Annotated in this window: 23 protein-coding genes; 9 read left to right on the top strand and 14 right to left on the bottom strand. The window is 70.9% G+C overall.

Annotation, left to right across the window (positions count from 1 at the left end; translation table 11 throughout):
• Positions 1 to 5: 5 nt before the first annotated feature.
• Positions 6 to 1,250, bottom strand: coding sequence for an extracellular solute-binding protein (locus ACGFYV_RS27265; RefSeq protein WP_393881116.1), 1,245 nt, complete (start codon positions 1,248 to 1,250; stop codon positions 6 to 8).
• Positions 1,251 to 1,405: 155 nt separating this feature from the next.
• Between ACGFYV_RS27265 and ACGFYV_RS27270 the strand changes: the two genes are divergently transcribed.
• The 3 genes from ACGFYV_RS27270 (at position 1,406) to ACGFYV_RS27280 (ending at position 4,629) form a co-directional block, all read left to right on the top strand.
• Positions 1,406 to 2,347, top strand: coding sequence for an ROK family protein (locus ACGFYV_RS27270; RefSeq protein WP_393881117.1), 942 nt, complete (start codon positions 1,406 to 1,408; stop codon positions 2,345 to 2,347).
• Between the two features lie 104 nt (positions 2,348 to 2,451).
• On the top strand, positions 2,452 to 3,579 hold the full coding sequence (nagA, locus tag ACGFYV_RS27275) for an N-acetylglucosamine-6-phosphate deacetylase (protein WP_393881153.1): 1,128 nt from the start codon (positions 2,452 to 2,454) through the stop codon (positions 3,577 to 3,579).
• Between the two features lie 120 nt (positions 3,580 to 3,699).
• Positions 3,700 to 4,629, top strand: a complete 930-nt coding sequence (locus tag ACGFYV_RS27280) for a 1-phosphofructokinase family hexose kinase (RefSeq protein WP_393881118.1) — start codon at positions 3,700 to 3,702, stop codon at positions 4,627 to 4,629.
• A gap of 141 nt (positions 4,630 to 4,770) precedes the next feature.
• Here the strand turns inward: ACGFYV_RS27280 and ACGFYV_RS27285 are convergent, their stop codons facing one another.
• Both ACGFYV_RS27285 and cdgB read right to left on the bottom strand, forming a co-directional pair.
• Positions 4,771 to 5,730, bottom strand: coding sequence for a carbohydrate-binding protein (locus ACGFYV_RS27285; RefSeq protein WP_393881119.1), 960 nt, complete (start codon positions 5,728 to 5,730; stop codon positions 4,771 to 4,773).
• A gap of 118 nt (positions 5,731 to 5,848) precedes the next feature.
• Entirely contained in the window at positions 5,849 to 7,519 is a 1,671-nt protein-coding gene (gene cdgB, locus ACGFYV_RS27290; protein ID WP_393881120.1) for a diguanylate cyclase CdgB, read from the bottom strand.
• 357 nt (positions 7,520 to 7,876) lie between these two features.
• Here cdgB and ACGFYV_RS27295 point away from each other — a divergent pair, with 357 nt between their 5' ends.
• Positions 7,877 to 8,449, top strand: coding sequence for a flavin reductase family protein (locus ACGFYV_RS27295; protein WP_393881121.1), 573 nt, complete (start codon positions 7,877 to 7,879; stop codon positions 8,447 to 8,449).
• 69 nt (positions 8,450 to 8,518) lie between these two features.
• Complete coding sequence (locus ACGFYV_RS27300) at positions 8,519 to 8,977, top strand: GNAT family N-acetyltransferase (protein WP_393881122.1); 459 nt, start codon at positions 8,519 to 8,521, stop codon at positions 8,975 to 8,977.
• Between the two features lie 77 nt (positions 8,978 to 9,054).
• Here the strand turns inward: ACGFYV_RS27300 and ACGFYV_RS27305 are convergent, their stop codons facing one another.
• Both ACGFYV_RS27305 and arfB read right to left on the bottom strand, forming a co-directional pair.
• On the bottom strand, positions 9,055 to 9,936 hold the full coding sequence (locus tag ACGFYV_RS27305) for a sigma-70 family RNA polymerase sigma factor (protein WP_393881123.1): 882 nt from the start codon (positions 9,934 to 9,936) through the stop codon (positions 9,055 to 9,057).
• 105 nt (positions 9,937 to 10,041) lie between these two features.
• Positions 10,042 to 10,479, bottom strand: coding sequence for an alternative ribosome rescue aminoacyl-tRNA hydrolase ArfB (gene arfB, locus ACGFYV_RS27310; RefSeq protein ID WP_393881124.1), 438 nt, complete (start codon positions 10,477 to 10,479; stop codon positions 10,042 to 10,044).
• Between the two features lie 146 nt (positions 10,480 to 10,625).
• Between arfB and ACGFYV_RS27315 the strand changes: the two genes are divergently transcribed.
• The gene (locus ACGFYV_RS27315; protein WP_393881125.1) at positions 10,626 to 11,201 is read left to right on the top strand and encodes a TerD family protein; all 576 of its coding nucleotides are present in this window, start codon (positions 10,626 to 10,628) and stop codon (positions 11,199 to 11,201) included.
• Positions 11,202 to 11,340: 139 nt separating this feature from the next.
• A complete protein-coding gene (locus ACGFYV_RS27320; RefSeq protein ID WP_393881126.1) occupies positions 11,341 to 11,862 on the top strand; it encodes a GNAT family N-acetyltransferase in 522 nt (173 codons plus the stop codon).
• A gap of 216 nt (positions 11,863 to 12,078) precedes the next feature.
• On the opposite strand, the gene ACGFYV_RS27325 is transcribed toward ACGFYV_RS27320, so the two are convergent.
• The 8 genes from ACGFYV_RS27325 to ACGFYV_RS27360 all read right to left on the bottom strand — a co-directional run bounded on the left by ACGFYV_RS27325 (position 12,079) and on the right by ACGFYV_RS27360 (position 21,411).
• Complete coding sequence (locus ACGFYV_RS27325; RefSeq protein WP_393881127.1) at positions 12,079 to 13,914, bottom strand: carbamoyltransferase; 1,836 nt, start codon at positions 13,912 to 13,914, stop codon at positions 12,079 to 12,081.
• A gap of 29 nt (positions 13,915 to 13,943) precedes the next feature.
• The gene (locus ACGFYV_RS27330) at positions 13,944 to 16,076 is read right to left on the bottom strand and encodes an iron-containing redox enzyme family protein (protein WP_393881128.1); all 2,133 of its coding nucleotides are present in this window, start codon (positions 16,074 to 16,076) and stop codon (positions 13,944 to 13,946) included.
• 189 nt (positions 16,077 to 16,265) lie between these two features.
• A complete protein-coding gene (locus ACGFYV_RS27335) occupies positions 16,266 to 17,303 on the bottom strand; it encodes an Inducer of phenazine A (RefSeq protein ID WP_393881129.1) in 1,038 nt (345 codons plus the stop codon).
• Complete coding sequence (locus tag ACGFYV_RS27340) at positions 17,300 to 18,091, bottom strand: hypothetical protein (protein ID WP_393881130.1); 792 nt, start codon at positions 18,089 to 18,091, stop codon at positions 17,300 to 17,302. The genes ACGFYV_RS27335 and ACGFYV_RS27340 overlap by 4 nt, the downstream gene beginning before the upstream one ends.
• A 20-nt stretch (positions 18,092 to 18,111) precedes the next feature.
• Positions 18,112 to 18,387, bottom strand: a complete 276-nt coding sequence (locus tag ACGFYV_RS27345; RefSeq protein ID WP_393881131.1) for a phosphopantetheine-binding protein — start codon at positions 18,385 to 18,387, stop codon at positions 18,112 to 18,114.
• Positions 18,381 to 19,130, bottom strand: coding sequence for an SDR family NAD(P)-dependent oxidoreductase (locus ACGFYV_RS27350; protein WP_393881132.1), 750 nt, complete (start codon positions 19,128 to 19,130; stop codon positions 18,381 to 18,383). Before ACGFYV_RS27350 ends, ACGFYV_RS27345 begins: the two co-directional genes overlap by 7 nt.
• Entirely contained in the window at positions 19,127 to 20,449 is a 1,323-nt protein-coding gene (locus ACGFYV_RS27355; RefSeq protein ID WP_393881133.1) for a fatty acid--CoA ligase family protein, read from the bottom strand. The genes ACGFYV_RS27350 and ACGFYV_RS27355 overlap by 4 nt, the downstream gene beginning before the upstream one ends.
• 365 nt (positions 20,450 to 20,814) lie before the next feature.
• The gene (locus ACGFYV_RS27360; RefSeq protein ID WP_393881134.1) at positions 20,815 to 21,411 is read right to left on the bottom strand and encodes a choice-of-anchor C family protein; all 597 of its coding nucleotides are present in this window, start codon (positions 21,409 to 21,411) and stop codon (positions 20,815 to 20,817) included.
• Between the two features lie 190 nt (positions 21,412 to 21,601).
• On the opposite strand from ACGFYV_RS27360, the gene ACGFYV_RS27365 reads away from it, so the two are divergent.
• Entirely contained in the window at positions 21,602 to 22,102 is a 501-nt protein-coding gene (locus ACGFYV_RS27365; RefSeq protein WP_393881135.1) for a hypothetical protein, read from the top strand.
• A 137-nt stretch (positions 22,103 to 22,239) separates the two neighbouring features.
• Here the strand turns inward: ACGFYV_RS27365 and ACGFYV_RS27370 are convergent, their stop codons facing one another.
• Complete coding sequence (locus ACGFYV_RS27370) at positions 22,240 to 22,920, bottom strand: pentapeptide repeat-containing protein (RefSeq protein WP_393881136.1); 681 nt, start codon at positions 22,918 to 22,920, stop codon at positions 22,240 to 22,242.
• Between the two features lie 326 nt (positions 22,921 to 23,246).
• Between ACGFYV_RS27370 and ACGFYV_RS27375 the strand changes: the two genes are divergently transcribed.
• The gene (locus ACGFYV_RS27375; RefSeq protein ID WP_393881154.1) at positions 23,247 to 24,329 is read left to right on the top strand and encodes a zinc-binding dehydrogenase; all 1,083 of its coding nucleotides are present in this window, start codon (positions 23,247 to 23,249) and stop codon (positions 24,327 to 24,329) included.
• Positions 24,330 to 24,332 lie beyond the last annotated feature (3 nt).

Here is a 24,332-nt window from a genome sequence, read left to right on the forward strand (position 1 = left end):
GCGGGTCAGTTCGCGGCGGCGGTGTCCGCGTCCGTGGCCTTCGTCTGCAGGCGGCCGAGGACGCCGGCGGGGTCGGCGCCGGGGGCGACGGCCTGGCCGATGTCCTTCTTCACGGCCGCGCTGACCGCCGCCCACGACGTCTTGCCGACGGGGTACTGCTCGGAGGTCGGCAGCTGGTCGAGGAAGGGGTGCAGGGCCTGGTCGGGGGCCGCGTCCGAGGCGCTCATGGCGGTGGAGGCGGAGCCGGTGACGGGCAGCAGGCCGTATGCGCGGGAGAAGGCGAGGACGTTCTTCTTCGCGTACACGAAGTCGAGGAAGTCGCCTATCTGCTCGGCGTGCCCGTTCTGCTTGAAGCCCGTCATCCAGTCGGTGACGCCCATCGCGGCCCCGGCCCCGCCGGTGCGTCCGGGCATCGGCACCATGCCGAACTTCACGCCCTTCCTGGCCGCCTGCTGGATCAGCGTGGGGTGCCCGTTGAGCATGCCGACCTTGCCGTCGGCGAAGGCCGCGAAGGCGTCCGCGCGGTTGAGGCTGCCCGGGGCGACGGGACCGGTCAGCCCCTTGCCGACCAGCTCGTCCTTGAGCCAGGTGAAGGTCCTGGTGTTCTCGGCGGAGTCGAGGGTGTAGGTGCCGATGTCGTCGGTGTAGGCACCGCCGCCGCTGAGCATCCACTGCATGGTCTCGGCCTGCGCCTCCTCGTGGCCGAGCGGCAGCGCGAACGGGTACTCCACGCCCTCCGCCTTGAGCGCGGCGGCGTCGGAGGCCAGCTCGGCCCAGGTGGTGGGCGGGGTGATGGCGGCCTTGGCGAACAGGTCCTCGTTGTAGAAGAGGACCCGGGTGGAGGCGGCGAAGGGGATGCCGTACTGGAGGTGGTTCCACTGGCCCGCGTCGGAGAGCTGGGGGAGGAAGTCGGCCTGGGTGCCGATGGAGAGCAGGTCGGAGGTCTGGTACAGCTTGCCCGCGGCGGCGTAGTCGGCGTAGGCGCCGATCTGGGCCAGGTCGGGGGCGTGTCCGGCGTCGACCATCTCCTGGACCTTGCGGTCGACGTCGTTCCAGGAGTAGACGCTGACCTGGATCTTCACGCCGGGGTGCGTGGACTCGTACGCGTCGGCCAGGCCGTCCCAGTACGTCCGGGAACTGTTGGCCGCCGAGTCCCCGTAGTCGGCCGCGACCAGCTTGAGGGTCACGTCCGAGTCCCCCGTGATCCCGCAGCCACCGAGGACCGCTGTCATGCCCAGTACGGACACCACCGCGATCGTTCCCGCCCTGCCCCGACGCACCCTCAAAACCCCAACCCCGCTGTCTGGCCGTCCGTTGACCGGCCGTTCCGATATGTGGACCCATAAGGTCTACACCACGCGAGTGGACTAGACCTCTCGCGGGTCGGAGGGCCACACTAGGCCGCGTGAGACATGTCATCGCCCTGGACGTGGGCGGTACCGGGATGAAGGCCGCCCTCGTCGGTGACGACGGCGCACTCCTGCACCGCGCCCGCCGGGCCACCGGCCGCGAGCGCGGGCCCGACGCGGTGGTCGAGAACATCCTCGGCTTCGCCGCCGAGCTGCGCGCCCACGGGATCGAGCAGTACGGCGAACCGGCCGCAGCGGCCGGCCTCGCGGTCCCCGGCATCGTCGACGAGGAGCGCGGCATCGCCGCCTACGCCGCCAACCTCGGCTGGAAGGACGTGCCCCTGCGCGCCCTGCTCGCCGAGCGGCTCGGCGTCCCCGTCGCCCTCGGCCACGACGTGCGCACCGGCGGCCTCGCCGAGGGCCGGATCGGCGCGGGCCGGGGCGCCGACCGCTTCCTGTTCGTGCCGCTCGGCACCGGCATCGCCGGCGCGATCGGCCTCGACGGCCGGGTGGAGGCCGGCGCGCACGGCTTCGCCGGCGAGATCGGGCACATCGTCGTACGACCCGGCGGCACCCCCTGCCCGTGCGGGCAGCGCGGCTGCCTGGAGCGGTACGCCTCCGCGTCCGCCGTCAGCGAGGCCTGGGCGACGGCCCAGGGAAGACCCGGCGCCGACGCCGCCGACTGCGCGACGGCGGTCGCGGCCGGCGACCCGGACGCCGTCCGGGTGTGGCGGGAGGCGGTGGACGCCCTCGCCGACGGCCTGGTCACCGCCCTCACCCTGCTGGACCCGCGCACCCTGATCATCGGTGGCGGCCTGGCCGAGGCCGGGGAAGTGTTGTTCCAGCCCCTGCGGGACGCCGTCCGGCAGCGGGTCACCTTCCAGAAACTCCCGGCCATCGTCCCCGCCGCCCTGGGCGACTCGGCGGGCTGCCTGGGCGCGGGCCTTCTCGCTCGGGATCTCCTCAACCACACCAACCGTACGGAGGTAACCCCCTGATGGCAGCCGACCCAGGGGCGCGGGACGCGTCGACAAGCGGCTCCGCCGCGTGGGCGCGACCGGCCACCACCCACCCGCAGCCCGCGACGGCCGGAACGCCCCTGGTGCTGTCCGGCGCCAACGTGGTCCTCCCCACCGGAACCGTCAAAGACGGCCAGGTGAACGTCGACGGCACCCGCATCACCCGCACGGCCCCGGCAGACGCCCAGGTCATCGACGTACGAAACCACTGGGTGATCCCCGGCTTCGTCGACATCCACAACCACGGCGGCGGCGGAGCCTCCTTCTCCGGCACACCCGACGAGATCATGAAAGCCGTCCGCACGCACCGCACCCACGGCACCACCACCCTCGTCGCCTCCACCGTCACCGACGAGATGGACCTGCTGGTCCGGCAGGCCGGGCTGCTGAGCGAGCTGGCCGAACAGGGCGAGATCGCCGGCATCCACTTCGAGGGCCCGTTCATCTCCCCGTGCCGCAAGGGCGCGCACTCCGAGGAGCTGCTGCGCGACCCCGAGCCCGCCGAGGTGCGCAAGCTGATCGACGCGGCGCGCGGCAGGGCGAAGATGGTCACGCTCGCCGCCGAACTGCCGGGCGGTGTCGACTCCGTACGGCTGCTCGCGGAGCACGGGGTGATCGCCGCGGTCGGGCACACGGACGCGACCTACGAGCAGACGGTCGAGGCCATCGACGCGGGCGCCACGGTCGCCACCCACCTCTTCAACGCCATGCCCGCCCTGGGCCACCGCTCCCCCGGCCCGGTCGCCGCCCTGCTGGAGGACGAGCGGGTGACGGTCGAGCTGATCAACGACGGCACGCATCTGCACCCGGCCGCGCTGGAGCTGGCGTTCCACCACGCGGGCGCGGCCCGGGTCGCGTTCATCACGGACGCGATGGACGCCGCCGGCACCGGCGACGGCCGCTACATGCTCGGCCCGCTGGAGGTCGAGGTCAGCGAGGGGGTGGCCCGGCTGGTGCAGGGCGGCTCGATCGCCGGCTCCACGCTCACCATGGACCGCGCGTTCAAGCGGGCGGTGACCGTCGACCGGCTGCCGGTCGGGGACGCCGTCGCCGCCCTGTCCGTGAACCCGGCCCGGCTGCTCGGCATGTCCGACCGGATCGGCTCGCTGGAGCCCGGCAAGGACGCCGACCTGGTGGTGCTGGACGCGAACTTCGACCTGAAGGGCGTGATGCGGCAGGGCGAATGGGTCGTAGCACCCCGACTGCCCTGATCCGTACCGCACTTCCCGCGACGGGGGCCGGTCCGGCCACTGGGCCGGTCGCCGTCCGTTTGGCATGATCGAGCCCCCCGGAAACCGAAGACGTGCCAACTTCGAGGGAGGTCGGACCGGGTGCTCCTCACGGTCACACTGAACACCGCTCTCGACATCACCTATCGCGTACGGTCCCTGCGGCCGCACGCCTCGCACCGCGTCTCGGACGTCATCGAACGGCCGGGCGGCAAGGGCGTGAACGTGGCCCGGGTGCTGTCCGCGCTCGGGCACGAGGTGACGGTCACCGGGTTCGCGGGCGGCGGCACGGGGCGGGCGGTGCGCGAACGGCTCACCGGGACACCCGGGTTGACCGACGCGCTGGTGCCGGTGGCGGGGGCGACCCGGCGCACGATCGCCGTCGTGGACGAACTCTCCGGTGACACGACCCAGTTGAACGAGCCGGGCCCGCAGATAGCACCGGCCGAGTGGGGCGCCTTTCTGGACCGGTACGAGGAACTGCTGGGCGCCGCCTCGGCGGTGGCCCTGTCCGGGAGCCTCCCGCCCGGGGTGCCGGTCGGCGCGTACGCGACCCTGGTCCGCTCGGCGCGCTCCGCCGGGGTCCCGGTGCTGCTGGACACCAGCGGGGAGCCGCTGCGCCGCGGGGTCGCGGCCCGCCCGGACATCGTCAAGCCGAACGCCGGGGAACTGGCCGAACTCACCGGCTCCCACGAGCCGTCACGCGCCACCCAGGACGCCCGCCGCCGGGGCGCCCACGCGGTCGTGGCCTCCCTCGGCGCGGAGGGCCTGTTCGCGCTCACCCCGGAGGGCCGCTGGCGCGCCGCCCCGCCCGCCCGCGTCCACGGCAACCCGACCGGCGCCGGCGACTCGGCGGTCGCCGGCCTGCTGTCCGGCCTGGTCGAACGCCTCCCCTGGCCCGACCGCCTCGCCCGTGCGGTCGCCCTGTCGGCGGCCACCGTACGGGCACCCGCCGCAGGCGAGTTCGACCAGGCGGCCTACGAGCAGCTGCGCGAACGGGTCACGGTGACAAGGGTGTTCAACGCGGCCTAGGACCGACCTGACTGCCTGGCTCTCGGGCAGGACACCCGGTCCTCGGGACAGGCCGCCCGGTCCTCAGGGCAGGCCGCCCGGTCCTCAGGGCAGGCCGCCCGGTCCTCAGGGCAGGCCGCCCGGTCCTCAGGGCAGGCCGCCCTAGCTGTCCCGCTTGACCTGGCCCTTCTTCAGCCACAACTGGTCCAGCAGGACGTTGCACTTGTCGCCGGCCTGGCAGGAGATGGAGATCGTGTTGTCGCCCTTGTTCAGGGTCGGCCACACGTACGTGGTCGTCCAGCCCTTGGCGAAGTCGCCCTCGGGGGCCTTCGCGTAGTTCTGCAGGCTCAGCTTGCTGCCGAACTCCTTGCCGTTGACGGTGACCGTCATCGACTGCGGATCGGCGCTGGGGGCGCTGTAGTTCACGAAGAGGGTGTACGGGCCGTCCTCGGGGACGGTCGCCGTCCAGGTCGCCGAGGCGCCGACCGTGCTCAGGCCGCCCACGTAGACGCCGCCATCCGACTTGGCGCCCTCGACACCCGTGGTCTTGGCGGCGCCGCCCGCCAGCTGAAGGGCCTGGGCGTCCGACTTCGGCAGCTCGCCCGCCGGGGCGGAGCCGGTCTTGGACGGGGTCGGCTCGCCGGTCTGGGACTGGGCCGGGGGACTGGTGGGGTCGTTGCCGGCCGAGTCGTCCGAGTTGCCGTTGATCATCGCGACACTGATGCCGATGACGACGGCGGCGACCACCGCGATCGCGCCGATCAGCAGGCCCTTGGTGTTCGGGCCGCCACGGCCGCCACCGGTGGGCGCGGGCCGGCGGCCGGCCGGGGCGCCGCCGGGAAGGGTCTCGGGGGCCTGGTAGTGGGCGTTCGGCTGGCCGTAGCCACCCTGCTGCTGCGGAACCGTGGCCTGGGGCTGGCCGTACTGAGCCTGAGGCTGGCCGTACGGGGCCTGGGACTGGCCGTACTGGCGCTCGCCGACCGCGCGCACCCTGTTGACCGAGTTCGGGTAGCCGTAACCGCCGGACGGCGGCTGGGCTCCTCTGGCCTGGCCATCGGCGTAGAGGTAGCCGAACGGGTCCTCGTCCTCGGGCGTGCTCGCGCCGTTGTCGCCGGGCGTCATCCCTAGGTACTCCTCAACAGGTGCGGGCGGATGCGAAACAGGGCTGGAAAGGCGAGCCTACCTGGTCCGGTTGCTCCGAACGGGTGACTCAGACCGCACCGATTCCCTGACCTGCGGATCAGCCGGCACGTCGATGTTGTTTGGGACGAGATCGTTTCTCTACGTACATCCGCTCGTCGGCCGACTTCAACACTTCGTCCGCAGTCATGCCGCAGTGTGCCCAGCCGATGCCGAAGCTCGCGCCCACCCGGACGGCCCGGCCCTCGGCGCGGATCGGCTGGATGATCTCGTTGCGCAGGCGTACGGCCAGGTCCTGGGCGTCGGCCTTGCCGAGGCCGTCGGCGAGGATCACGAACTCGTCGCCGCCGAGCCGGGCGACCGTGTCACCGTCGCGCACGCCCCGGGACAGGCGCCGCGCGACCTCGATGAGGACCGCGTCGCCCGCGTTGTGACCGAACCGGTCGTTGATCGACTTGAAGCCGTCCAGGTCGCAGAAGAGGACCGCGAGGCCCTTGGTGCCGTCGTCGCCGCCGTCCTCGGGGGTGGCGGTGTGGACGTGGTGGTCGAAGCCGTCGTACGACTGCGGCGCGGGCAGGTAGTCGAAGCCGTGGCCGGGGCTGTCGAAGGCGGGATGACCGAAGGCGGGATGGCTGAAGGCCGCGTCCGTGGACTGCAGGCCGTCGCCGGAGTGGGCCGGGCGCTGGCACAGCCGCGACGAGAGGCGGGAGCGCAGCTCGGCGGAGTTCGGCAGCCCGGTCAGGGAGTCGTGGGAGGCGCGGTGGGCGAGCTGGAGCTCGCGGCGCTTGCGCTCCTCTATGTCCTCGACGTGGGTGAGCAGGAAGCGGGGGCCGTCGGCGGCGTCCGCGACGACGGAGTTGCGCAGGGACACCCAGACGTAGCTGCCGTCGCGGCGGCCCAGGCGCAGCTCGGCGCGGCCACCCTCGGCGGAGGTGCGCAGGAGGGTGCCGATGTCCTCGGGGTGGACGAGGTCGGAGAAGGAGTAGCGGCGCATCGCGGAGGCGGGGCGGCCCAGCAGGCGGCACAGGGCGTCGTTCGTCCGCAGGATGCGGCCGTGCTGGTCGCCGCCCAGCTCGGCGATGGCCATGCCGGAAGGGGCGTACTCGAAGGCCTGCCGGAAGCTCTCCTCGCTGGCCCGCAGCGCCTGCTGCTCGCGCTCCAGGCGGACCAGGGCGCGCTGCATGTTCGCACGTAGACGCGCATTGCTGATGGCGATGGCGGCCTGGAAGGCGTACATCTGCAGGGCCTCGCGGCCCCAGGCGCCGGGGTGCCGGCCGTTGCGCGGGCGGTCGACCGATATGACCCCGAGCAGCTCGCCGCAGGTGCCGCCCTGCACGCCGGGCGTGTACATCGGCGCGAAGAGCCGGTCGGAGGGGTGCCACTCGTCCTCGAAGCGCGGGGCGGGCCCGTCCGTGAACCACTGCGGGACGTCGTCGTCGTCCAGCACCCAGCCCTCGGTGTGCGGGATGAACACCAGGTCGCCCCACTGCTCACCCATGGTCAGCCGCCGCTCCCAGGCCTCGCGGGAGCCGACCCGGCCGCTGATCAGGGCCTCGGCGGCGGAGTTCCCGGAGAAGGCGGCGACGACGAGGTCGCCGTCCTGGCGGACGAGGTTCACGCACGCCATCTCGTACCCGAGGGCGCCGACCACGCCGTCGGAGACGGTCTGCAGGGTGTCCGCCAGGCTGCGTGCCGTGTTCATGTCGGCCATGACCTGGTGCAGCTGACGGAGGGACGCAAGGCGGACATACGGTTCCGACTCGGTTTCCATACTCGCCCTCCCCCCGAGACCTCGCGGCGAATCAAGGGTCATCTCAGCTTCCCCGCCACTGAATCACAGCGCGCTGCTCACTCGGTACTCAGGGTCAACAATTCCTGCCCCTTGTGACTCAAGTCACAGGCAAAGGTGAGTAATTGAGTCGGGTTTCTGCGTCTTCCCCTTGCGTTGCCGACCGGTAAGCGTCGTGACGGTGCGCACATGATGCACGAACGGTTGCGATGTGCGGGCCGCTCAGTCGCCCGGTCCGCGTCCGTTCAGTCGCCCCGGCCGCTGGTCCGCTGGTCCTAGGACCTGGCTCGGGCCGGGGCCCGATGCGGGGCGTACGAGGCGGACACTAGCGTTTCCGGTGTGCTGAAGACCCCCTCCCTCACCGCCACCCCAGCTTCCGGGCATGCTGAGGGGGTGAGCAACGACGAGTTCCGGGCCGCGATGTCCCGGCTGGCCGCGGGCGTGGTCCTGGTGACCGCGCAGGAGCCGCCACTGGACCCCGACGACCCGAACGCGCCGGCCATGGAGGACGTCGGCATGACCGCCACCGCCTTCATGTCGGTCTCCCTGGACCCGCCGCTGGTCCTGGTCAGCCTGCGCGAGGGCTCCCGCATGGACGACCTGCTCGACGAACAGCCGCTGTGGGCGGTCTCGGTGCTCTCCGAGAGCCAGCGGCACATCGCGGGCCGCTTCGCGATGAAGGGCCGTATCAGCGACCGGCTTTTGTTCGACGACATCCCCTACCTGCGCGGGGAGGCCACCGGCGCCCCCGTGGTGGGCGGCGCGCTCGCCACCCTGGAGTGCCGCACGGAGCAGCGGGTGCCGGCCGGCGACCACACCCTCGTCATCGGCCGCGTCCTGACCGCCCACGTACCGAGCGCGGACGGCGGCCCCCTGCTGTACTTCCGGGGCCGGTACCGGCAGTTGGGCTGAGCCGAAGACGGGCCGGACCCGCCCGGAATTCCCTGGCCCGGACGGCGGGACCCTGCCTACCGTGCGCGGATGACACCTCGCCTGGAAAAGCTGACCCCCCGGAATCTCGACGCCGCGCTCGCCGTCCGTGTGCGCCCCGACCAGGAGCACGCCGTCACGCCCGTCGCGGAGTCCCTCGCCGAGGCGTACGTCCGCCCGGCCGGTGTCGCCTGGCCCCGCCTGATCGTGGACGGCGACCGCCCGGTCGGCTTTCTGATGGCCTTCCTCGACATCGACTGGCACGGCGACGCCAGCGTGATCCGCTCCGGGCTGTGGCGGCTGAACATCGACGCCGGGGAACAGGGCAACGGGTACGGCCGGTTCGCCGTCGGCTCCGTCGCCGGGGAGCTGCGGCGCCGGGGCACCAAGGAGTTGTACGTCACCTGGCATCCCGGCCCGGACGGCCCCGAGGAGTTCTACCTCCGGCTGGGCTTTCGCACGAACGGGGAGACGAGCGGCGGCCAGACGGTCGGCGTGCTGGACCTGTGAGACCAGGTGGCCGGGTTGACAGGTGGCCGGCAGCCGGGCAGGTGGCTAGGTGGCCGAGTGGCTAGGTGGCCCAGCGGCTAGGTCGGCTCGGTCTCGATGGTGAGGTCGGCCACCCGCTCCGGGTCGGTCACGATCTCCACGACGGCGATGCGGTCGCGGACGACGGTGAAGCGCAGGGCCCGCTCCGGGCGGCCCTCGGAGTCCAGGACCACCGCTCCGGGCAGGCCGTCGACCACCGCGAAGGCGGCGGCGTCGCCGAAGCTCGCATAGGTCACCGCGCCGGAGGCCACCATCCTCGCGCCGGTCGCCACGCCGGCCTCGCTGCGGGCCACCACGTCCGGGTCGAGCACGGCGAGCAGCCCCTCGAAGTCGCCGTCCCGGGCGGCGGCCAGGAAGGCGGTGACGAGTGCGCGCTGCCGGCCCGGACCGCTGTCCGAGGCCTCCGCGCCCCGCACCCGCCGGCGGGCCCGGCTGGCGAGCTGGCGGGCGGCGGCCGGTTGCCGGCCGAGGACCCCGGCGACCTCGTCGAAGGGCACGGCGAACAGGTCGTGCAGGACGAACGCCAGCCGCTCGGCGGGGGTGAGGGTGTCGAGCACGACGAGAAGGGCGACCCCGACCGAGTCGGCGAGCAGGGCGTCCTGGGCGGGGTCGGGCTCCGAGGACGGTGCGGGGCGCCAGGTGTCGAGGGGATCCTCGGCGCGGGTCCCGCGGGAGCGGAGCATGTCCAGGCAGACCCGGCCGACGACCGTGGTCAGCCAGGCCGCGAGATTCTCCACCCGCGTGGCGTCGGTCCTGCTCAGCCGGAACCACGCCTCCTGGACCGCGTCCTCGGCCTCGGCGGCCGACCCCAGCATGCGGTGGGCGACGGCACGGAGACGGGTGCGGTGCGCCTCGAAACGCCGGGCCAGCTCGGCGAGGTCCTCGCCGCCCCTCAAGGGCCCACTCGTGGGCTCGCTCATGGGCTCACTCATGGGCTTGTCCGCCTCTCCGTCCCGTTCTCTTCGTGCCGTCGGTGGGATGACGGACGGGCGGAGGAAATGTGACAGCCGTGGCCGGGCGCGAGGCTACGTCCAGTCGCGGCCCGAGCGGCCCCGCTTGGTCTCGGAGCGCTGCTTCTTCACCCGCAGGCGGCGTTCGTTGATGCCGCGCGGGATGCGGGTGGGGCGGCGGGGTCTGGGGGGCGGGGCGGTGGCCTCGGCGAGGAGGGAGGTGAGGCGTACGGCGGCGGCCTCGCGGTTGCGCCACTGGGAGCGGTGCTCGGAGGACCGTACGACGACGACCCCGTCGACCAGGCGCCCGGCCAGCCGCTCCAGCGCCCGCTGCTTCCACACCGGGGGCAACGCCTCGGTGGCCGCCAGGTCGAAGCGCAGCTCCACCTGCGAGTCGCTGGTGTTGACGTGCTGCCCGCCGGGCCCCGACGACCTTGAGAAACGCCACGTCAGCTCGGCCTCGGGAAGCGAGACCGAGCCACGGATGATGTAGGGCCCGGACATGTGTCCCATGGTCCCGGTTTCACCCGTCCCGCGTCACCCGGTTTTCGAGAGTAAAAAGAGTAAAGAGATCAGGAACCACCGCGACCCCCTCGACGTTCTTCTCGGTGACGGTAGCTTCGTCGGCACAGATTCCTAACGGGAAGGACTCCCACATCATGGCTGTAAGCCTGTCCAAGGGTGGCAACGTCTCGCTCTCCAAGGAGGCTCCGGGCCTGACCGCCGTCACCGTGGGGCTCGGCTGGGACGTCCGCACCACCACCGGCACGGACTTCGACCTGGACGCCTCCGCCATCGCGGTGAACGGGCAGGGCAAGGTCTACTCCGACGGCCACTTCGTGTTCTTCAACAACAAGCAGACCCCGGACAACACGATCGTCCACACCGGTGACAACCGCACCGGCGAGGGCTCCGGCGACGACGAGGCCATCAACGTCAACCTGGCCGCCCTCCCGGCCGACATCGACAAGATCGTCTTCCCGGTCTCCATCTACGACGCCGAGAACCGCGGCCAGAACTTCGGCCAGGTCCGCAACGCCTACATCCGCATCGTGAACCAGGCCGGCGGCGCTGAGATCGCCCGCTACGACCTCTCCGAGGACGCCGCCACCGAGACGGCCATGGTCTTCGGCGAGCTGTACCGCAACGGCGCGGAGTGGAAGTTCCGCGCGGTGGGCCAGGGGTACGCCTCGGGCCTGGTGGGCATCGCCCAGGACTTCGGCGTCAACGTCTGATCTGCGATCACGGTGATCTCCGATCACGGGATCACGGTCGCACTCGCCGGCCTCTGATCGGCCTCACACCCGGCGGGGCCGGGGCCACGGCACACGCACGCCGTGGCCCCGGCCCTCGCTCCCGCGTTACCGTGCCCGCGTGATCCTTCAGCCCCTGCCGCCGGGCCGTGACATCCCGGCCCCGCTGCTCACCGAACTGACGGCGCTGTACGCCTCGAACCGCGAGTTCCACGCGCTCAGCGGGGACTTCCCGGATCCGGACGACGTACGCCCCGAGCAGGTGGCCGTCGCCCTGGCCGACGAACTGGCCCACCCCGACGCCGAGGTGCTGCTCGCGCGCGCCGAGGGCCTGCTCGTCGCCGTCGTGATCACGCTCGCCCGCCACCCCGACCCGGCCGACCCCGACCCGTGGATCGGGCTGCTGATGGTCCGCGCGAGCGAGCAGAGCAAGGGGTACGGCCGACGCGCGGCAGCCCTTGTCGAGGACCGTTTCCGTGCCGTCGGCCACCGGGCCGTACGGCTCGCCGTCCTCGACAACAACCCGAAGGGCCTGGCCTTCTGGACCGCCCTGGGCTACCGCGTCATCGATCAGCGCACCGACCACGCCCTCGGCCGCCCCTGCGCCGTGCTGCGCAAGGAACTCGCGGCCGGCGTCCAGTAGCTGTCCGCCGCCGGTCGCCTGCGGCGGGCCAGCGGTCGGTCGAAGACGCGCATCACAAGGCCGATCGGCGTGATCAGCAGGGTGTACACGAGGAAGAGCAGCACGGTGCGCATGACGGATACGTCCTTCCTTCCAGGGGGCCTTCAGGCGGCTCACGGGTGATTTCAGGCAGCTCAAGGGTGCCTTCGGGAGGCTCAAGGGTGCCTTCGGGCGGCGTCAGTCCAGGGGGATGTCCTCGCGCCAGTCGCCTTCCTCGCGCCACGCAGGCTGCTCGCGCTTCTCCAGCAGGAAGCCGCCGAGGACGAGCACATCGATGCCGGTCCGCATGAAGCAGGTGTAGGCCTGCTCGGGGGACTCGACGATCGGTTCACCGCGCACGTTGAACGACGTGTTGATCAGCACCGGGCAGCCGGTCGCCTCCTTGAACGCGGACAGCAGCCGGTGGTAGGCGGGGTTGACGTCCTCGCCGACCGTCTGCACCCGGGCCGAGCGGTCGACATGGGTGACCGCGGGGATGGTGGATCTGGGTACCCGGAGCAGGTCGAGCCCCGTGACGCCGTCCGTCGTCCCGCTCTCCGTCAGCTGGCCGTCGGCGATCTGGCTGACCACCAGCATGTACGGGCTGTCCTGGCGCACCGCGAAGTAGTCCTTGGCCTCCGTGGCGAGCACCGCCGGCGCGAACGGCCGGAAGGACTCCCGAAACTTGATCTTCAGGTTCATCTCGGACTGCATGGAGGGATTGCGGGGGTCGCCGAGGATCGACCGGGCGCCGAGGGCCCGCGGACCGAACTCCATCCTTCCCTGGAACCAGCCGACGACGGCTCCTTCGGCGAGACGACCGGCGACGTCATGGGCGAGACGGTCGGGTTCGAGGCGCGTGCACGGGATCGACCGGTCCTTGAGGAACGCCTCGATCTCGTCGTCGGAATAGGACGGGCCGAGCAGCGAGCCCGACATGGCGTCCTTGCCGCTGCCCAACCGGACGCGCTCCGCGCCGCGTTCCGCGGCGACGCTCAGAGCGGCTCCGAGCGCGCCTCCCGCGTCACCCGCGGCGGGCTGGATCCACACCTCGTCGAAGATCTGCTCGTCGATGATCCTGCCGTTGGCCACACAGTTGAGCGCCACGCCGCCGGCCAGGCAGAGCCGGCTCTCCCCCGTCACCCGCCGGGCGGTGCGGGCGAGCCGGAGCATCACTTCCTCGGTGACTTCCTGCACGGAGGCCGCCAGGTCGAATTCCCGCTCGGTGAGGGGGGCTTCGGGCTGTCGGCGGGGGCCGTCGAAGAGCCGCTCGAAGGCGGCTCCCGTCATGACCTGTCCCCGCAGGTAGGAGAAGTACCGTACGTTCAGGCGGAACGAGCCGTCGGGCTTGATGTCGATCAGCTTCTCGCGGATCAGCGCGGCGTAGCGGGGGACGCCGTAGGGGGCGAGGCCCATGAGTTTGTACTCGCCCGAGTCGACCTTGAAGCCGCAGAAGTAGGTGAAGGCGGAGTACAGCAGCCCGAGCGAGTGGGGGAACTTCAACTCGGCGACGCTGCGCAGATCGTTTCCCTGGCCGTGCCACAGGGTGGTGGTGGCCCACTCCCCCACCCCGTCGACGCACAGGACGGCCGCGGATTCGTACGGGCTGGGGAGGAACGCCGAGGCCGCGTGCGACTCGTGGTGGCGGCGGTGCTCGATCGCGGGCACCGGTCCCAGGCCGAGTCCGCCGAGTTCTCGCCGCACGGTCCTGGCGACGTCGAGCTTCCAGTCGAGCCAGGCCGGCACGGTGTCCCGGAAGGAGGCGAAGCCGAACGGAGCCGACCCCAGGTGCGTCGCCATGACCCGGCGGAACTTCAGCGCGGAGTCCTCGTAGTAGGCCACCGCCGACACACCTCGCAGATCCGTTCCGGCCTCGCGCAGGCAGTATTCGACGGCCTTCGCGGGGAAGGAAGGGTCGTGACGGCGTCGGCTGAAACGCTCCTCCTGCGCGGCCGCGACAATGCGGCCGTCCGCGACGAGCGCGGCGGCGCTGTCGTGGTAAAAGGCCGAGATGCCCAGTATCAGGTCGCCCATGAATCCACTCCTTTCGCTGATCGTGAACTTCAGGAGTACCGTCTGAGGCGCCCGGACCAGTGCGCCAGAATTCCGCTCGGGGGATTCAGCGACCGGTATCCGGTGCGGATCCGGTCCCAGGCCTTTCGCCGGACGTCGTCCGGGCCGGAGCGGGGAAGCGTGGACATGTAGGCGTCGACGGCGTCGGCGGCCCACGCCGAATGGCCGGTCTCGACGTTGTCGATCGTGTTGTGGATGTCCACGAAGCGGGTGCTGAACCCGTGCGCCTTCAGCGCGATGTGGCCCCGCCGGTACGAACCGCCCACTCCGGAGAGTTCCATGGCGAGATTCAGCCCGAGGATCTCCGGTTGGAACGACCTCGGGAACCGGCCGATGCTCAGCCAGTACACCGGCAGCTCGAACGAGGAATTCCTGAATCCGGGCCATTCGGAGAATTCACGGGTGCCGGTCAGTGGCACTCTCACGTCCATCTGGTCCAGGATCTCCCGGTAGATGAGCGGATGGTTCAGCTTCATCTCGCCGTTTCCGAGCTCGTCCCAGTACGTCTCGAAGAGGAAGTGCCCGACGTCGGACGACGCGTACTCGTAGTCCGTGAATCCCCTGAGCCAGCTGCCGTCGATCAGGGTCAGCGGGGCCAGTTGCACCGTGGAGTCGATCAGTTCCTCGCGTGAGGGCAGCGGGAAGTCCGTCGACTCCTCGAACTCGGCGCTGTGGCGGTCGTGCTGTTCCAGCAGCCAGGGGCGCAGCCCCTCGTCGGCCCACCGGTCCGGCAACGGCAGGGCACACCGGTCGATCCCCTGGCGTGACCTGCCGAGCCGGCGGCGCACGTACCCGGCGGCGAAGCGGCGCAGCGCCTCGGTGCCGTCGCGGCTCTGCAGTTGGTGGTACGCCTCCCTCAGCCCGGACGGTGCGGTCCCCTCCGGACCGGTCCCCGGCGGGGACGGGCAGGGGGACTCGACGTCCTGCCTCGGGGGTTTCGCGCCGCCGCCAGGGGCAGCGGGCAGCGAGGCGATCCAGCGGCGGACGACGGCCAGATCCTCCGGGCTGAACACGCGGAACATCGGCCCGTTCTCGCCGACCAGCGCGTTGACCAGGGGACTCGACTGGGGCTTGCCCGGTCTGACCAGGCGGCTGGTGGCGAGGACGTCCAGCAGGGGGCCCGGATCGGTACGGCACTCCCGCAGCCAGTCCGACAGAGGACGGCCCTCTAGTTCGAAGCGGCGGTGGTAGACACCGGCGGCGCGGGCACGCCGCCGCAGGAGTTCACGCATGTCGTGAGCGGGGTCCAGGGAGGCGGTGAGTTCTTCGTGCAGAGCCTCACTCCACCGGCGCACCGTGGCCAGGGCCCAGGAGAATCCCCGCCCAATCCGGTCCTCGGCGCCAGGACCCTTCTCGGCGATCAGCGCCTCGGCCGCGTCCCGGCAGAGACTTCGGGCCGACTGCTTTTCCCGCCGTGCCGTGCTCGGGTCGACGGCGCTCCAGTCGGTCCCGCCGCCCAGCACGTCCCGCACGAAGCCGAGCGCAGGCAGCAGTCCCACGGAGCGCAGACACAGGTCGGCACCGAGGATCTCCTCCCGGAACTCGTCGGGATGGCGGCTCGCCGCCAGCAGCAGGGCCGGCAGGCGGAAGTCCCGGTCCTTGACGCGGCGTTCGAGGGCGAGCCGGGTGACCGGCACCGCGTGGTCACACAGTTCGAGCCGGCGTAGCAGTTCCCCGTAGGCGCTGCCCCGCGACGCCCGCGGATGGCCGACACCGACGTCGCCCGCGTACAGGGTGAGGACGCGCAGTGCGTGCGCGCTGTCCGCGTTCCCCGGATCGCTCAGCCACTGCAGCCAGGCACCGGAGACCAGCGCCAGCGGTGCGCAGGCCAGGACCGCCCTGTCCACGAGGACCTGCCGTGCGTCGCCGGGGGCCGAGTCGTACAGGACCCGGTACCGCCGGGCCTCCTCGGCGGACCAGGCGGCGGCCTGCCGTTCACCTGCGTCGAGCCCCTCGGGGGCCGGTGACAGGCGTGCCACCCGGTCCAGCTCGTGCCGGAGTTCCGTGACGAAGTTCCCGGGCGGGAAACGTCCTTCCGGATCGGACGCGTACGCGTAGAGCGTCCGGGCTCCGTCGGGTGAATCGGAGCCACGGCTCACGCCTGTGGCCGGCGACGTCACCATGTGTGCACCTCGTGCCTCCTGTCCGCGCTCTCGGGACATGGGGGTGTTCAGAACATGGGGTATATGGACGCGTCCTGCTTCTTTCCGCGGCCCCGCCTGCGTCCGAACAACCGGGCCAGGATCTTCCGTATGGTCGCCACGATGGCCTCCCTCGCTTCCTGCGGTTCTCCGAGCGGGTTTTCCAGGGATTCAGCGCAGGTCCAGGCGCTCGGCGAGAAGCCGTGCGACCAGGTCGTAGCCGTGGTCGGTGCAGTGCGCGCGGTCCACATAGAGCCAGTCCTGGGCCGTGGCGGCCTCGGCCAGTACCGGATTGAGGTCGAGGAAGGACACGTTCTGCTTCTCGCAGGCGACTCGCAGCGCCTCGGCGTACGCGCGACCGTTCTCCATGGTCACCGTGTCGCCGAAGAGGTCCTCGAAAATGCCGAGCTTGGACATCTTGTCGAGTTCCTTGAACAGGGTCGCTTCCTGCGGGGCGTGCTCTTCCCGCACCCAGGTCGCCAGGGGCTGCAGAACGAAGGAGACCCGCGCGCCGGTGGCGGCGGCGAGCCGGCGCCACACCGCCAGGTGGCGGGCGGTCAGTTCGACGGCCCGGGAGATCAGTTCCGGTGTGTCGGGAACGGTGGAGTCGTCCTCGTCCTCAGCCGTCGGCGACTTGCGGCCGGTGAGGCGTCCGAGGCCGGGCCGGACCTTGCTGTGGCGCCGGCGCAGCTCCGCCATCTGCTCGTAGTACTCACCGCAGAAGAAGAACGCGCCGTGCTCGCCCTGCTGGCCGGCGGGCAGCCGGCTGAGGGCCAGGTTGTTGAAGCCGGACATGATCACGATTTCCTCGACCGGCGGCAACAGGTGCAGGTGGAGAGTGAAGAGCATCAGCTCCTGGGTGGAGTTGTAGCTGCGTCCACCGAAGTTGAGCCAGGGGACCGACGGCGCGTAACGGGTCCACAGCCGGGAGGAGATGGTCGCGGCGTCGCTGGTGGCCCCGATGCCGAACGCGGTGGAACTGCCGACGAACAGCTTGACCGGACCCTGTGACGGCTGCTGAGCGACCGACGCGTTCTCGGTGGCCCCGTACGAGATCCGGAACCCCAGCCGGTCGGTGTTCAGGACGTCGGAGTGGTAGTCGGTGCGGTGGAAGTACATGAGGTAGGGCAGGTAATGCGCCATCCCGCGGTCGTCGAAATCGTCGTACTGCTGCATCTGCGGGGTGAGTTCGTAACGGCGAAGTCTCACGGGGCGTCTCCTGTCGGCGTGTTCGTCCGTCTGACCGCGGTAGCGGTGGCGCCCTGCCGGGTGCGTTCGAGTTCGTCGTGGAGTGCCTGGCGGGCGGCCAGGGATTCCTGTTTCCGGGCCAGGGGCTCGGGCAGGACCCGTATCTCCGCGAACACCTCGGTGGTGAGCCGGCCGTTCTGCCGGAAGGACACGGTGAACGCGATGCTCTCGCCGAACGGGCCGGGGTCCCTCTCCCTCAGCAGGAACTCCACGGTCGCCGGCAGCGGGAAGAGATAGCGGTGGTACACCGCTCTGATCTCACGGACCTCGCTGATCACGTACCGCGTCCGCCGCTCGGCGTCGAGCAGGTACTGATCGGTCACCAGGTTCCATGTCTGCCGGGCCGCTTCGAGCAGGGTGATGCCCGAGATGTGCTGGCTGCTCAAGCGGTCCTGCAGCGGATCGATCCGCTCGTCGAGCAGCAGGGGAGCGACGAAGTGCCCTTCGGCGACGCGCTCCACCGGTCCGAGCAGGGCGGTCCGGGGGTGCCGCGGGCGGACGACCCGGTGCTCCGCGGGTTCGGGCACGTCGTCCTGGTGGAGGACGAGCGGGCCGCGCCCGGGGGCGGCGTAGGTCTTCAGTTCGGCGAGCTGCCCCGCGAGCAGCCCCTGTCCGACGGACACGTGCAGCGGATACGGAACGGCTTGTGCACGTAACCGTTCAAGAAGCTCCGACGCGCTCACCGTGCCGCGGTTGGTCCGGAAATCCGCGAACTGGTTTCCCACGACCACCAGGACGTCTTGGGACATGGCGAAGTGGTTCCTTACGTTCAGGACGCGACGGAGCCGTCGATCGTCTGCCGGTAGGCGGAGATCAGCTCATCCACGGTGCGGATGTCCGAGACGACGAACTTCTCCTCGAAAGGATCGGCGTCGAAGACGGTTTCCAGGTGGATGATCAGCCGTGCGAGCAGGAGAGAGGTGAAACCGAGATCGGCGAGCCTCTCCGAACCGGTGAATTCCATGGGATCGACGTCGGCGTCACGCAGGATCTCGTTGATCGTCTCGTGGACCGAGGCGGTGATGTCGCCGGTCGTGTTCAGCATGTGATGCCTCCGTCGACTATGAGCGTCTGGCCGGTGATGAAGGATGATCGGGGCGAGACGAGAAAGGAGATGGCGTCGACGATCTCCTCCATGTCCGCCAGGCGGCCGAGCGGGGTCCGCCGTCTGATCCGCTCCCGGCTTTCGTCCGTGACGACGGTCGTCATGTCGCTTTCGAAATAGCCGGGCACGATCGAATTGACGCGGATGCCCAGGGGGCCGAGTTCACGTGCCAGGCTCCGGCTGAAGCCGTCGAGTCCGGCCTTGGCCGCCGCGTACACCGCGGCGCCGCGGTAGCCCCGTACCGCGTTGACCGAGGAGACGTTCAGGATCGTTCCGCTGTTCTGGCGGGCCATCACCTTGGCGCACGCCTGGGTCAGGACGATCGGCCCGGTCAGGTTCGCGGCGATGAGTTCCTGGGTGCGGCTGACCGCGGTGGTCAGGAGCAGTTCCTGCCTGCCGAGCAGGCCGGCGTTGTTGAGCAGCAGGTCGATCCGGCCGAACCGCTTGGCCGCCCCGGACGCGAAGTCCCGCGTGCGCCGGGGGTCGGCGAGGTCGACGGACTGCCACCAGAAGCGGTCCGGATGCGCGGCGAGCGTGTCCTCGACGAACGCGTTCGTCGACCGGCTGAAGGCCGCGACCCGCCAGCCCTCGCCGAGAAGCCGCTCGACCACGAGCCTGCCCAGGCCCCGGCTGCCACCGCTGACGACCGCCACCGCACCGCCGGATTCCTCCGGGCGGGTCATGAGGACGCCCCTCGGATCTTCTTGTAGCGGTCGGAGTGGTGGTGTGCCGTGGACACCTCCACCAGGGCGGGCACCTTGAACGGCTCCAGCCGCTGCCCGCAGTATTCACGCACCCGCCGGACGACCGTGCGTTCGTCCTCCTCCCGGGCGAGCAGCACGGTCGCCTTCACCACCATGCCGGTCACCGGGCTCCGACGACCGCTGACCGTGGCCTCGGCCACGTTGGGGATCTCCAGCAGTACGTTCTCGACCTCGCTCGGGTACACCTTCTCGCCGCCCACGTTGATGATCTCCGAGCGGCGTCCGAGAACCCGGACCCATTCCCCGTCGCACACCACGACGTCCTGGGTGTTGAAGAACCCTTCGGCGTCGACGGGCGAGGGTGCGTTCAGATACCCGAGCATGGCCATGTCCGAGCGGATCCACAGCACGTCATCGACGATCTTGCAGTCGAATCCCGGTCCCCCGAGTTTCAGCCACAGTTCCCCGTCGCTTCTGGACCTGGTGGGGAGAATGCCGAGTTCGGACAGACCGTACGTCTGCTTGAGACGTACGTGGGGGAATTCTCGCCGAAGTCGTTCGAGAGTCCTTTGCGGCATGGGTTCCGTGCCGTATGTGATCAGACTCAGCGAGGGTGTCTCGTATCGCCCGGCGACATCGGCGATCAAGGCCATGTTGAGAAAGGTGGGCGTGGTGGGCAGTACCTCGGCCCCGTGCGCCGCTATCGCGGAGAACACCGCGTCCGGAGCACGCTCCTGGACACAGACCAGGGTGCCTCCGGTGCTGAGCGTGTGCAGCACGGTGTTGACGCCGCCGATGTGGTCCACACTCAGGAAAGAGACGATTCTCCGGGCCGTTCCTCCCGCCCTGTACCGGCCGAGCATCTTCCCTATGTCCAGTACGGATCCCTTGCTGCGTCCGGTGGTTCCCGAACTGAACAGCACCAGGCCCGCGCGGCCGTCTTCGCGCAGCCGGTCATAGAGTTCGTTTTCCGCCGCCCGGCCCGTGCGGTCCGCCCGAATGCCGCCGTCCGCACCGACTCTTACGGTCACCTCGGCCTCGGAGACCGTGAGGTACTCCGCCCTCTTGAGGTCGGTCGGCTCACGTAACGGGACCACGATCACAGCGCGTTCGGCCAGGGCGAGCAGGCCGGCGACGACCTGCGGAGAACAGTCTCCTTCCAGGGTCACCACCTCTCCCCCGCGGACCTCGTGGAAATCCAGGAAAAGGCGCCATTCTTCGATGAATTGCAGAATGTCCCGGTAGCTGTACGTCCGGTTCCTGTGCACCATTGCGTCGGTGTCACCCAGATCCACCATTTTCGCCAGCAGGCGAGGTATCACGGCACCCTCCGAGGGCGTGGCCGAATCTCACTCCGCCCCAAGGGTTTCCCTGCGCTTCCTGGCGACACACCGGCCGAGAGGTTGTATGAACCTTCAGGCAACGGGCGAGGCCTACGGGCAGCGAAGGAACGTGAAGGGTTTGGAACCGGCCAAAGTCCGGTGCCCTGCCGCGGCGCCCGAAGCGCCGGGCGGCAGGGCCCGGACCACTCAACTCCCGTTGGGTATCGGACAGATCACTCGGGCGCCGGCGGGGTCATGCCGGCGGGGGTCATGCCGACGGGGTCATGCCGGCGGGGGTCATGCCGACGGGGTCATGCCGGCGGGGGTCGTCCCGACCGCCGTCAGCTGTCGCAGGAGCACGGGCAGCAGGTCTGGACGCGGACGTCGTCGATGACCGGTCCGTAGGCCCCGGGCACGGTGCTGGCGAATCCGATGGTCGTGGAGGCGGCGCCCGCGACGAAGGTGACCTGGCGTGTCACGTAGCCCATGGCGGCGCGAGTCTTACCGGTGGAGTCGAAGGAGAAGTCCTGGATGTTCTGCCCGTCCAGCAGGACGCGCCCGGTCTTCACCGCGGGCCCGCCCGCCGGATTCGCGGCGAGTGAATACGTCACGGTGTACGTCCGGCCCGGTGTCGTGGCGAAGGTCTGCGCCACCGCTCCGGCCTCGGTGGCGTTGAGGTCGACGGACTGGTCGCCCTCGGCGGCTTGCCAGAAGCCGGCGCCGATCAGATCCACCGCGCCGCTCGTGACCTTCCACGGTCCGATGGACTGCCCCGCGGCGAGGGTGGAGAAGGCGTTCGCCGGTGCCGCGGGGTACTCGAAGCTGCCGTCGTCGAACCGGCTCACCGCCGCCGTGGGTGCGGCGAGAGCGAAGCCGGAGCCGGCGGAGAGGAGAGCCGCGGCGGCGACAGCGACGAGGGTCGTACGGGCAACTGCCATGTGTTCCTCCTGGAGGACGAGAGCCGGTTGAGCAGTGCCAACTGTCCTGATCGTCATCCGGCGCACACAAGGATCACGAAGCGGTGCGCGGAGGCGTATGCCGGCCGAAACGACCGCTGTCATACCTCCCGCACCACCGGAAGCCGTTTGGCGTCCGGAACCGGGCTCTCGACGTGACACCATCTCCTGCGTGCTCGACATCGGCTACGCCCTCTCCAACCGCTTCCCCGACCCGCCGCAGACCGACTACCGGACCGCGGACGTCCACGCCCTGCGGTACGACCTGTTCTGCGGGGACGTCTATCTCGCGGACACGAAGACGGACCGGGAGCTGTCCACAGCCTGGGGATGGGTGCCGGTGCTGGACTTCGCGTGGGCGCTGTGCGACATCGCGGAGGAGCTGGACCGGGACCCCATGGGCTCCCGGGCCTCCCGGCCGCAGCACGCGGAACTGGACTTCACCGAGTCCACCGACCGCATGCTCTTCGAGCGCCGCTTCGGTTGGGTCGACATCGCCTCCGACTGGCTGCCGGCCGAGGAGTCACCGCTCAGCTTCTCGCACGCCGAACTGCGGCGCGAGGCACGGGACTTCCTGCACGATCTGATCGCCGACCTGACCGACCTCCACGAGGACCTCGCGGAGAACCCGGCGATCTGGACGCTGCAGGCCCGCTTCCCCCGGGTGTCATGACCCCACCGGCTTCACTCCACCCCGAACGCACCTCACTCCACCCCGAACGCGCCTCACTCCACCCCGAACGCACTTCACCCCACCCCGAACGCGCCTCACCCCACCCCGAACGCGCCTCGCTCCACCTCGAACGCGCCTCACTCCACCCTGATCCCCAGCTCCGCCGCCAGCACCGGGGCCAGATCAAGTAGTTGCCCCGTACTGATCACCGCCCCGGACAGCCGGTCCAGCCCCCGGACGATCTCCAGCGGTGCGGCCCCGCGCAGGTCCACGTCCTTCAGACTCGCCCCGCCGAAGTCGGCCCCCTTCACGGCGCAGTCGACGAACTCGACCCGCTCCAGACGGGCGCCGGCGAAGTCCGGCTCGACCAGGACGCAGGACTCGAAGACGACGTCCTTCAGGCGGGCCTCGCGGAGGTTGAGGTAGTCGATCTTTCCACCCCGGATCAGCACTCTCTCCAGGACGGCGCCGTGCATCTGCGTGCCGCCGAGCCGGGCGTCGTACACCTCGACGTCACGGAAGGTGGACTCGGCGAGGTGCGTGCCGACCCCTCGCGGACCGGTGAGGACGGAGTCGAGAAACCGGGCCCGGCCCAGCGCCGTCTCGCCCAGCGCGCAGTCGGCCAGCGAGCAGTCCATGAAGCGGGCGCCCGCGCCGTCGTGCCCGGACAGGTCGACCGCGGCGAACTCCAGCCCGTCGTAGTCACCGTCCGGCTCCAGCTCCCCGCCCGGCCAGGGTCTCAGGGGTGGCAGCCGCACCTCCGGACTCCGTGCGCCCTTCGGCCCCGCCCCGCGTGTGCCCGTCGCTCTCCTCGCCATGCCCCCATGCTGCACCCCGCCACTGACAATCCTCTGCCACGACCTCCCCCGGCACACCGTCTCCCACCTCGGCGATGTCACATTCCGGTGCGCTCGGTCCGTCTCACTCACGGACGTCGACCGACGGACACCCGGCAGCGGATGTCCGGCAGACCGGACAAGCCGCGCACCCAGGGGGCCAAGCAGCATGCATCGCCATCGCATCACCGTCGTCGGCAACGTCACCGCGGTGTCCCTGATCCTCGGCCGGCCCGTCCTTGACCTCAAGCATGCTTGAGGTCGAAGAGTGGGCCCCGGAAACGGACATCACGACGAGTGGGGGACCCATGCGCGCCGTGCGCCTGCACGCCTTCGGACCGGCCGAGAACCTGACCTACGAGAAGACCGAGGACCCGGTCCCGGGCCCCGGTGAGGTACGGATCGCCGTGGCCGCGGCCGGGGTCCACCTGCTCGACACCGCCCTGCGGGAGGGGCAGCGCGGACCGTTGCCCGAACTGCCGGCCCTGCCGACGGTCCCGGGCCGCGAGGTCGCCGGTGTCGTGGACGCCCTCGGCGACGGCGTGGACGGGGCGTGGCTCGGCAAGCGGGTCGTCGCGCACCTGGGCTTCGCGCCCGGGGGCTACGCCGAACTGGTGGTCACCGGCGCCGACCGCCTCCACGAGGTCCCGGAGGGGCTCGGCTTCGCCGAGGCGGTCGCGATGATCGGCACGGGGCGTACGGCGCTGGGGATCGTGGGGTTCGCCGAGCCGGGGCCGGACGACGTGGTCGTCGTACCGGCGGCAGCGGGCGGCATCGGCACCCTGCTCGTGCAGTACGCCAAGAACGCCGGAGCCACCGTGGTGGGCCTCGCGGGCGGGGCCCGCAAGACCGCCCTGGTCCGCGCCGAGGGCGCCGACGTCGCGGTCGACTACACCGCCCCCGGCTGGCCCGCCGAGGTCCGCGCCCACCTGCGGGGCAGGCCCGCCACGATCGTCTACGACGGCGTCGGCGGCGACGTCGCCCGGGAGGCGGTCGCCCTGCTCGGGCCCGGCGGCCGGCACCTGGTCTTCGGCTGGTCCGCCGAGGGCACCGGCACGGACCGGCAGGACCACCACGCCAAGGGCACCGGCACGAACCAGCCGGGCCACTTCACCGAGGGCACCGGCACGAACCAGCCAGGCCACCACGCCAAGGGCACCGGCACGGACCAGCCGGGCCACTTCACCGAGGGCGTCTCAGAGTCCGTGCTCGGCCCGGCGATGCTCCGCAAGGCAGGCGGCCTGCGCGCGCTCGAACTGCGCGCCCTCGCCGAGGCCGCCGAGGGCCGGCTGCGCCCGGCCGTCACCCGTTTCCCGCTCGCCGAGGCGGCGTCCGCGCACCGGGCGCTCCAGACGCGCGGCACGACAGGAAAGGTGGTGCTGGAGCCGTGAGGC

It is taken from the genome of Streptomyces sp. NPDC048297 (assembly GCF_043201585.1).
Taxonomy (GTDB): domain Bacteria; phylum Actinomycetota; class Actinomycetes; order Streptomycetales; family Streptomycetaceae; genus Streptomyces.